Consider the following 7,374-nt stretch of genomic DNA (forward strand, 5'->3'; position numbering starts at 1 on the left):
GCTTCCTTTCGCCGACTGACAAAACGATTTACACCTAATTATTGGCACTGTTCACGGGCGTTTTCTTTGCTTACGGCCTGATCTCGCTAAACTAATAGCTGCTGCTACCAGGGCATTTTCTGGTGCACATTCTATTGGCTCCTGCGAAGATCGGAGCGGGTATGTTTGCTGCCGAGTCCCACACCAGCCGTCATTACATTGCGATTGTTGCCATGGCCTGCCTATGCGTTTTGCTGGGCGGGCCTTCTTATGCCGCGGGCGCGGAGAGCCTCATCATCGCGGGCGAGACGTACTACGAGCCGGGCGTGTCGGGCCCCGGCTGGGCCTGGACCGATGCCGACCACCTGGAGCTTAACGGCTACGCGGGCGAGGCCATCGGCGCCGAGGGCGACCTGGTGCTGACGCTTACCGGGCAAAACTCCGTGACGGAGTCGCATGCGCCCGATGCGGACATCACGCTGTGCGGCATGGAGGTGTGGGGCAACCTGACGCTTAGCGGCACCGGGACCCTAACGGCGACGGGCTCGCAGTGCGGGATCCACGTTTCGCAGGCGCTCGTGGTGGACGAATGCACCGTCGATGCCCGGGCAGGCGGGGCCGATATAACGGACGAGGCGGTCGCTGGCGTGATCGCAGGCGACATGGCCGTGCGCGGCGGCGGACGCGTCGTTGCCGCGGGCGCCGGGTCCGGAGCGGGCGTGCGCGCCTACGGCGTGTATCTGCAAGATGCGGGCCTTGGCGACGGTGCGGTTGGCTGCCGGCTTTCCGTCGACGCCTCGCGGCTCGATGCGGCCGGTACCGACGGCGGCGTTGCATGCACGGGCGGGTCGCTTGTGTCCGCGCGGTTTGTGACGCCTGTTGGTGGGGCTTTTGGTGCTGGCGGCGTGTTGGATGCCTCCGGTGCGATGGCACCGCATGTGGTGGTTGTGCCCGATGTCGCCACGCCTCCCGCGGGGGAGACCGACGGGCGCGACGTGCCAGGTGGCAGCGTGGACAGGTCTCCCACCGATGCTAACCCCGCTGCCGGAGGGCCCACCACAGGACCCACGGCAAATCCCACGATGAAACCCGCGGCCACGACAACCAAGACAGCAACGACAGTAACCAAGACCACGGTGTCCACGTCCTATAAGCCCAAGACCGCAACCGCCACCGCGACAACTGCGTTACTCCCCAAGACCGGCGACAACAACTGGGTCGCAGCTTCCGTGACGCTTTTCCTGCTTGGTACAATGCTTCTAGCTGCCGCATGTCGTTGTTGAGATAGCTGCCATTTGGAAGAAAGGGACATCCACAAGGCATTGCTATTTGCTTGTTTGCTTATAGGCGCCCAATTATCGAAGGCAGAGGCCATACGGACGCGTCCATGGGCTGAATCGCGGCAACGAGACCCGGGTTGATATACGGGAGAAAAGAATTCAACAATAAGGTGGTGCAGATCACAAACAGCAAAAAGGGCACCGGGACTTATGTCGGCTCCGGTGCCCAAGCGCAATATCGGCAGTACACAGAGCACCGCAATGCAACAATCAGGGTCGAGCGCAAGGCGGATTTAGATCCGCTGAATTCATTTATAGTGCAAGCAGTATGGTCTAACCCCTCTTTTGCGTATATCCGGCTGTTGCGGTCGAGGCCTACGTCCCATGCGTAGAATTGCTTGGTATATAGAATTGCAACACCATTAAGTATTGTGGGGGTTTCTTGTGAAGTGGAACGAATTGGCTGAATTAATATGCGCGTTTATCTCTTTAATTGTGACAGCCATCATTGGCAAGAAACAGTGTTGCCAGAGCAAGCGCATGGAGGAATTCGAGCGTCGCCAGGACGAAAGAGACGAACGCAGACACGCCGAAGGGAATAAGGCGCAGGCAATCGAGTTTATCTCGAAGTATTACTCAGACAGAGGATTAATTCCGCTTTGCGCTGTCGCCGCCATGCACAATGACCTTTTTTATTATTCACGTGAGATGTACCGGAACTTTTGTTGTCTCGTGCCGGAGGTACAGAATCTAATTCTTAAATACTGCAATCTTGACTTGCGGGTCAGGGGAGAGGATGACCTGTTCGTCCGTTGCATCACCGCAGTCGAAGCCGCCCTCCGTGACCGCTTCCCAGAAGACGAACCCGTTCTTTATGATGATGGGAAATACGTGCTTCGCAGCCTCGAAAGGTATGCGGGGGAGAGGCTGCCAGAACCTCGGGTTGACCTTCTTTCTGAGTGCCTGGACTCTTCCTTTCTGCCCCCTGATAGCTGTTCCCCGGGGTACGATTACCTTATCCGTAAGGTCCTTTCCGAGGCCTTCGAATCCAGGGTCGCTTCCTTCGCCCCCATTTCCTATCTGAAAAATGAATATCAATTCGAATCGAGCTCCGAGATTGAGGCCTGCCGATTCGCGTTAACCGTTGCATTCTACGCGGCGACCTACGGCTCTGGTGACGAGGCCAACGATAAGGACTACGGGTGCCCCGGCGGTTTCGATGGCGAGAGAATCGAGACCATGGAAGACCTATTTCTTCTTGCCGTCTTTCAGATGTATACCAGGTTTCTACTTCCGGACGAGGAATAGGAATCGCAACCACGTGTCCGAGCCTTAAATATGTGTTCAAACTTCTTCCCCTATGTCCCCTTTGGGGACAGCCGCCAGCGCAATACCTCAGTGCTATACTCGTTGTCCTAAGGAAGTGATTCATATGTACTTGAGCGATACTAAGATTCAGGAGCTCATCGACAGCAAGGTGCTGCTCAATGCCGATGCTTCGAACATCGGACAGGTTACGTATGACTTGCGCACTGACGGGTTCTACGTTAACGAAAGCAAGCAATCCGAGGTCGAACTTGGCCCTGGAGACTCGACTTTTGTCTCTTGCGTTGAATGTATCGCGCTGCCCAACGATTTGACCGCTAGCGTTCTTTTACGCAATTCGCGCATTCGCCAGGGGCTTTCTTTGGATGCGCCGCTATATTTCCCCGGTCATGGAACACGGCTGTTCTACCGTGTTACAAACGTAAGCGGCAACACGATTGCCCTTGATAAATCTAAGGGTATCGCGCAAGTCGCATTCCAGCGCGTCGAAGGCACGGTTGCTCATCCTTACCATGGAGCCTTTTCCGATGAGCTCAATTTTAATGGGCTTGCCGACTATTCCGACGTCTATGCCGGAGAGCTCAAAAAGGTCGAGGATAAAAAGAACGAAGTCGCCAACATCGAGTCTCGTATCTATGGCAACGTTCTGGCTCTCTTCGCCATTTTTGCCGCGATCTTCACGCTTGTGAACGTTAATGCCGGAGGGGTTTCTTCCGATATAACGACCGTCCGTTTCGTTGCGCTTGATCTGCTGATTATCGGCGGATTCCTGGTCCTTGCGTCCGCAATTGAGGCTTTTCTTGTTAAGGATAAAGAAGATAAGGCGTGGCTTCCGCTCGTGATAGGCATCATATGCATCGCAGCGGCGGTTTTCCTTGCTTTTCGTAAATAGTCAAGTGATCTAAAGGTAAGCAATATGGCTTCCGAGACGGGGTGCCCCGGCCAATGCCGGGGCACCCCTATCTGTTGAGCGGTCTTTTGTTTTTAAATTACATGGCAGCCATAGCAGCCCCAACACATCCTCTATTTAAAAAACGCATGTCGCAAAAGCGTAAAACCGGGGTCTGGTCGACGGGCCTTGGTTTTACTCCGCACTTCGCTTGGATCCGCGACCTCGTTTTCGAAAGCCACTCCCGCGACAAGCTCGTCAAAAAGCAAGGTCGCAATTGCTTTGTGGCGAGCCGGCGACCTGTCGCGCGTATAGAATCTAAGGATCCGCACTCCAGTTATGAAATGGATTGGACACCACACGGAGATCCCCAGCACCCTGTGCAGCAATGTGTACGACTTCGCGTTTTGCCCCGAGCCCTGCTACGACCGCCTGGTCGACCTCGCCGACCCCGAGGACTGGGGCCCCGGCAACCGCATCCTCAAAAACTACCTGTCGTTTTCGTTTAGCCGCGCGGTGTTCCTGACCGAGCGCGACGTGGACCAGACCGCCCCGTCCAACTTGCCGCTGGTGTTCGACGACGTCCGCTGCCTATTCAACACCGGCCTGCACACGCGCCGCTACGAAACCACCTACGGCCTGTTTGAGCCCAACACCAAGCCCGACGCGCACCAGCACTGGTTTTTGAAGGGCTCCTTTAAGGAAAGCGACCCCATGCTAGTCTCGTTTGAGTACCTGCCGTGCCGCGTACGCTTTGCCGAGGACCCTTCCGAGCTGGTCTTTGACCACCGCCTTCCCATCCGCTCCAACATCGATCACATTCTGGGCGACGAGGAGAACCTGACGCGCATTCCTGCCAGCCTGATGGGGGAGGGTAACTCGCTGCTGCTGCGCCGCGCCTTTGAGGGTGCCGTCGTCGAGGCCGCCCGCCGCGCCGCCGCCAACTACACACTCGCCGTGCCGCAGTTCTACGGCGGCCGGATCCAGCTGCTCTTGCCGCTGTGCCTAACCGGCGACAAGCCCGAGCTGGCGCTGACCATCCAGCGCGAGGACGGTTTCTACGCCGCACGCACCTGCCTCACGCTCGACATGGCCTACAACAACGCGCGACTTATCTGCCGTCCCGAGACCTCGTGGATTAAACGATAAAGGGTGGTTTAGCTGCGGTTTTTCAGATTGCTTTGATTGTTTTGGCTTGGCTAGCACCCACGAATTTAAAATCGAGGGCAAAAAGTTCTTGGTAAACCACGCGCGGCTATGTTAGTATCTCTTTTGCCGAAAGGCGACGGGCGATTGGCTCAGGGGTAGAGCATATCCTTCACACGGATGGGGTCACAAGTTCGAATCTTGTATCGCCCACCATCAAAAGCGCAGGTCAGAGGTGTTAAGCCTCTGGCCTTTTTTCATATGATGCCAAATCGAACCGAATTTACCTAAAGCGTTGTATGTTATGCAGTTCACTTTAGTTGTCGTCATCGCACGTTTTGAAAAGTGCATCTGCGTTCATTCATTGAATTCTCTGCGCAATCTATGCGCAATTGTGGAGACAGAGACCACTGGCTCACAGCTCGTACCAGCACGTTCATGTCTATGGCGGATTTTCAATAGATTGCGTCAAGCTTTTGGTCAGTGTTTGGTCAGCTACCCGTACTTACCCGCATGATGCGCCAGTAGATAATCGACCTTGCCCGCAATCCGCACGGCCTACGGCCGATACCAGGGGAGGCGCAAATGGACGATATCGTCTGCGCAAACACTGCATTCCGCTATTGGCGCTGCCCACCGCAGGTGCGCAATCTCTACCCGCGCCTGCCCAACTCCGAAGACGGCTGGCGAGCTCTATCCCAAGCCCCTTTTGTAACCGAAGTCCTCAAGACCCCAATTATCGCTGTTACTTCGCCAGGTTGTTGTAATCACCACTCGGGATTGCGCTCTACTATTCGCTGGGAAGGGGCATCGGATGCCGGCACAACAATCGACACTAATTTAGGCTTTTGTGTCACCAATCCGCTTAACACGTTATTTACTATGACACGCTTTGTATCCCAAATAGATCTCGTACTGGCTATGTACGAACTTTGCGGTTGGTTTTCTGTTTTCGAGCCGGCTCCCGCTGCCGAAATGCAGTTAAAAATGGCGGTAGAGGAGAATCGCAATTCCAGCACGCAGGATCTGTTCGAACTTGGAGAAGGCGAAGACGAGGTTCCTTGGAAACGAGTTTATGCCCGCGCAACCGTTAAGGACCCAGATAATGATAGCCAAACGAGCAAGCGTGAAGATGGAAGAGAGGTTACGAAACTCAAAGGTACTTCTCTCTGGATGAGAAAGCCGCTCATCGAGCTGAGCGACCTGCATCGTTTCGCCGACAAGGTCAAAAGTCAAATGTGGGGAAAGCAGTTTTATGATGCCGCTCAGCAGGTTATCGGCATTGCTGCGTCTCCGCTCGAGGTTGCAGGAATCTTGCTTCTAAACCGTCCGCGGCGTCTTGGCGGCGCTGGCTTCACGAACGTTTATGCCAACGACTTAACTCCTCTTTCCATATCGGCGCAAAGCATCGCAGGTCAAAAGGTCTGCTACGGCGATATCGTGATCGTAAATCCGATTCTTATGAAAGGGGCAATTATCGAAATCCAAGGTGAAGTCATTCATGGTTCAGGTGCAATACTTGACCACGATGCGGAACGCATGACTGCGTTGCAGAGCATGGGATTCGATGTATTCCTGGTGACTCACGATATGCTCAACGATTCAAAGCAGCTAGACACCATAGTCAGAAGTGTCTGCGACCGTTTAGGGATTCGCTATAAAGTCAAAACTGAGGCAATGAAGTGCGCCGAGACGAGACTGCGAGCAAATGTTTTGTGCAACTGGTTGGAAATCGGAATTTAGCCGGCGACAAGGCGCTAGAACTACCTAGTTTGCCTGTTAGTGAATTAATGTCATTTCAAAACTGTGCCGGATTACGGGGCTGGACCCGGACCGGCCGTCCATACCCTGCATTTCACGGAATGCGCAAGTCGCCTACCTGCGATTTTGATTTTACCGATTACGGCATGCTCGGGGGTTCCCGGCCTGGCCCCGTAAACCGGCATGGTTTTGGAATCGCCGGGTCGGCGGGGGCGCGGTCGGCCCCGGTAATGGGCCTGGCGCCGGCAAGACGGCCGTTGGGCGGATGGCGGAACGCGCCGCGACTGCGAAATTTTCCAAAATTGTCCTTGCATCGTGGTCCGAGTTCCCGTATAGTACTTCTTCGCACGGGGGCGTAGCTCAGCTGGGAGAGCGCTTGACTGGCAGTCAAGAGGTCAGGGGTTCGATCCCCCTCGTCTCCACCCGAGCATTGAATGAGGCTCCAACGCAAGTTTGGGCCTTTTTTCATATAGGCACACAAGGTCAAAGGCGGCAGCATGATCCTCCTGGTCGACAAGATCGTGCGTTGAACGGGTGCCGCGCGCATGGTAGTATTTCACATCGTGGTTCAAAGCGTTGGAGGCTGTTCTGCCACCCCAACTGCAAGCGCCACTTTATAAGGGCTCTTGGCGCAACGGTTAGCGCAGGGGACTCATAATCCCTGGGTTCTGGGTTCGAATCCCGGAGGGCCCACCAGGTTTTTCAACAGGTCAGGCAATATGTCTGGGCTGTTTTCTTTTTCATGGCATTAGTTTTCACTTGCAAATAGCCTGCTTGCTCACTTCCGGACGCCCTCGGTCGGCTGCCTGCGATGCCGCCGCCACGAAACCGGCCCATCTACTACGTTTAACCCCGACCCCTCGACCATACCCCGTATTTCGCGAAAACCGCAGGCCGTCTACCTGCGGTTTTATTTCTGCCCGAGACGCCATGGTCGGGAGATGTCGCCCAAACGTAGTAGATGGGCCGGTTTCGTGGCGGGGATCCCGGGGG

Annotated in this window: 5 protein-coding genes and 3 tRNA genes; all 8 read left to right on the forward strand. The window is 55.3% G+C overall.

From position 1 onward, the window contains the following. Window positions 1–161 precede the first annotated feature (161 nt). The 8 genes from DXB53_RS02325 (at window position 162) to DXB53_RS02360 (ending at window position 7,077) form a co-directional block, all read left to right on the forward strand. Window positions 162–1,262, forward strand: a complete 1,101-nt coding sequence (locus DXB53_RS02325) for a hypothetical protein (protein ID WP_117583153.1) — start codon at window positions 162–164, stop codon at window positions 1,260–1,262. A 441-nt stretch (window positions 1,263–1,703) separates the two neighbouring features. After that, entirely contained in the window at window positions 1,704–2,567 is an 864-nt protein-coding gene (locus DXB53_RS02330) for a hypothetical protein (protein ID WP_117583154.1), read from the forward strand. A 124-nt stretch (window positions 2,568–2,691) separates the two neighbouring features. Beyond that, window positions 2,692–3,477 (forward strand): hypothetical protein, encoded by a 786-nt coding sequence (locus tag DXB53_RS02335; protein WP_117583155.1) that lies wholly within the window; start codon window positions 2,692–2,694, stop codon window positions 3,475–3,477. A 336-nt stretch (window positions 3,478–3,813) separates the two neighbouring features. After that, window positions 3,814–4,623, forward strand: coding sequence for a DUF3825 domain-containing protein (locus tag DXB53_RS02340; protein ID WP_117583156.1), 810 nt, complete (start codon window positions 3,814–3,816; stop codon window positions 4,621–4,623). A 138-nt stretch (window positions 4,624–4,761) separates the two neighbouring features. Beyond that, window positions 4,762–4,836: transfer RNA gene (locus tag DXB53_RS02345), tRNA-Val, on the forward strand. 369 nt (window positions 4,837–5,205) lie between these two features. Next, window positions 5,206–6,363: a hypothetical protein gene (locus DXB53_RS02350; RefSeq protein WP_147330249.1), complete on the forward strand. Its 1,158-nt coding sequence runs from the start codon at window positions 5,206–5,208 to the stop codon at window positions 6,361–6,363. A 367-nt stretch (window positions 6,364–6,730) separates the two neighbouring features. Continuing rightward, a tRNA-Ala gene (locus DXB53_RS02355) sits at window positions 6,731–6,803 on the forward strand. A gap of 198 nt (window positions 6,804–7,001) precedes the next feature. Further along, window positions 7,002–7,077 (forward strand) — tRNA-Ile (locus DXB53_RS02360). Window positions 7,078–7,374 lie beyond the last annotated feature (297 nt).

Origin of the sequence: Collinsella sp. OM04-5 (assembly GCF_003439125.1) — a bacterium.
GTDB lineage: Bacteria > Actinomycetota > Coriobacteriia > Coriobacteriales > Coriobacteriaceae > Collinsella.

What these genes read in the sequence shown, in the direction of transcription:
- DXB53_RS02325 (WP_117583153.1), top strand. Translation starts at nt 162, where the DNA reads ATGTTTGCTGCCGAGTCCCACACCAGCCGTCATTACATTGCGATTGTT.
- DXB53_RS02335 (WP_117583155.1), top strand. Translation starts at nt 2,692, where the DNA reads ATGTACTTGAGCGATACTAAGATTCAGGAGCTCATCGACAGCAAGGTG.
- DXB53_RS02340 (WP_117583156.1), top strand. Translation starts at nt 3,814, where the DNA reads ATGAAATGGATTGGACACCACACGGAGATCCCCAGCACCCTGTGCAGC.
- DXB53_RS02350 (WP_147330249.1), top strand. Translation starts at nt 5,206, where the DNA reads ATGGACGATATCGTCTGCGCAAACACTGCATTCCGCTATTGGCGCTGC.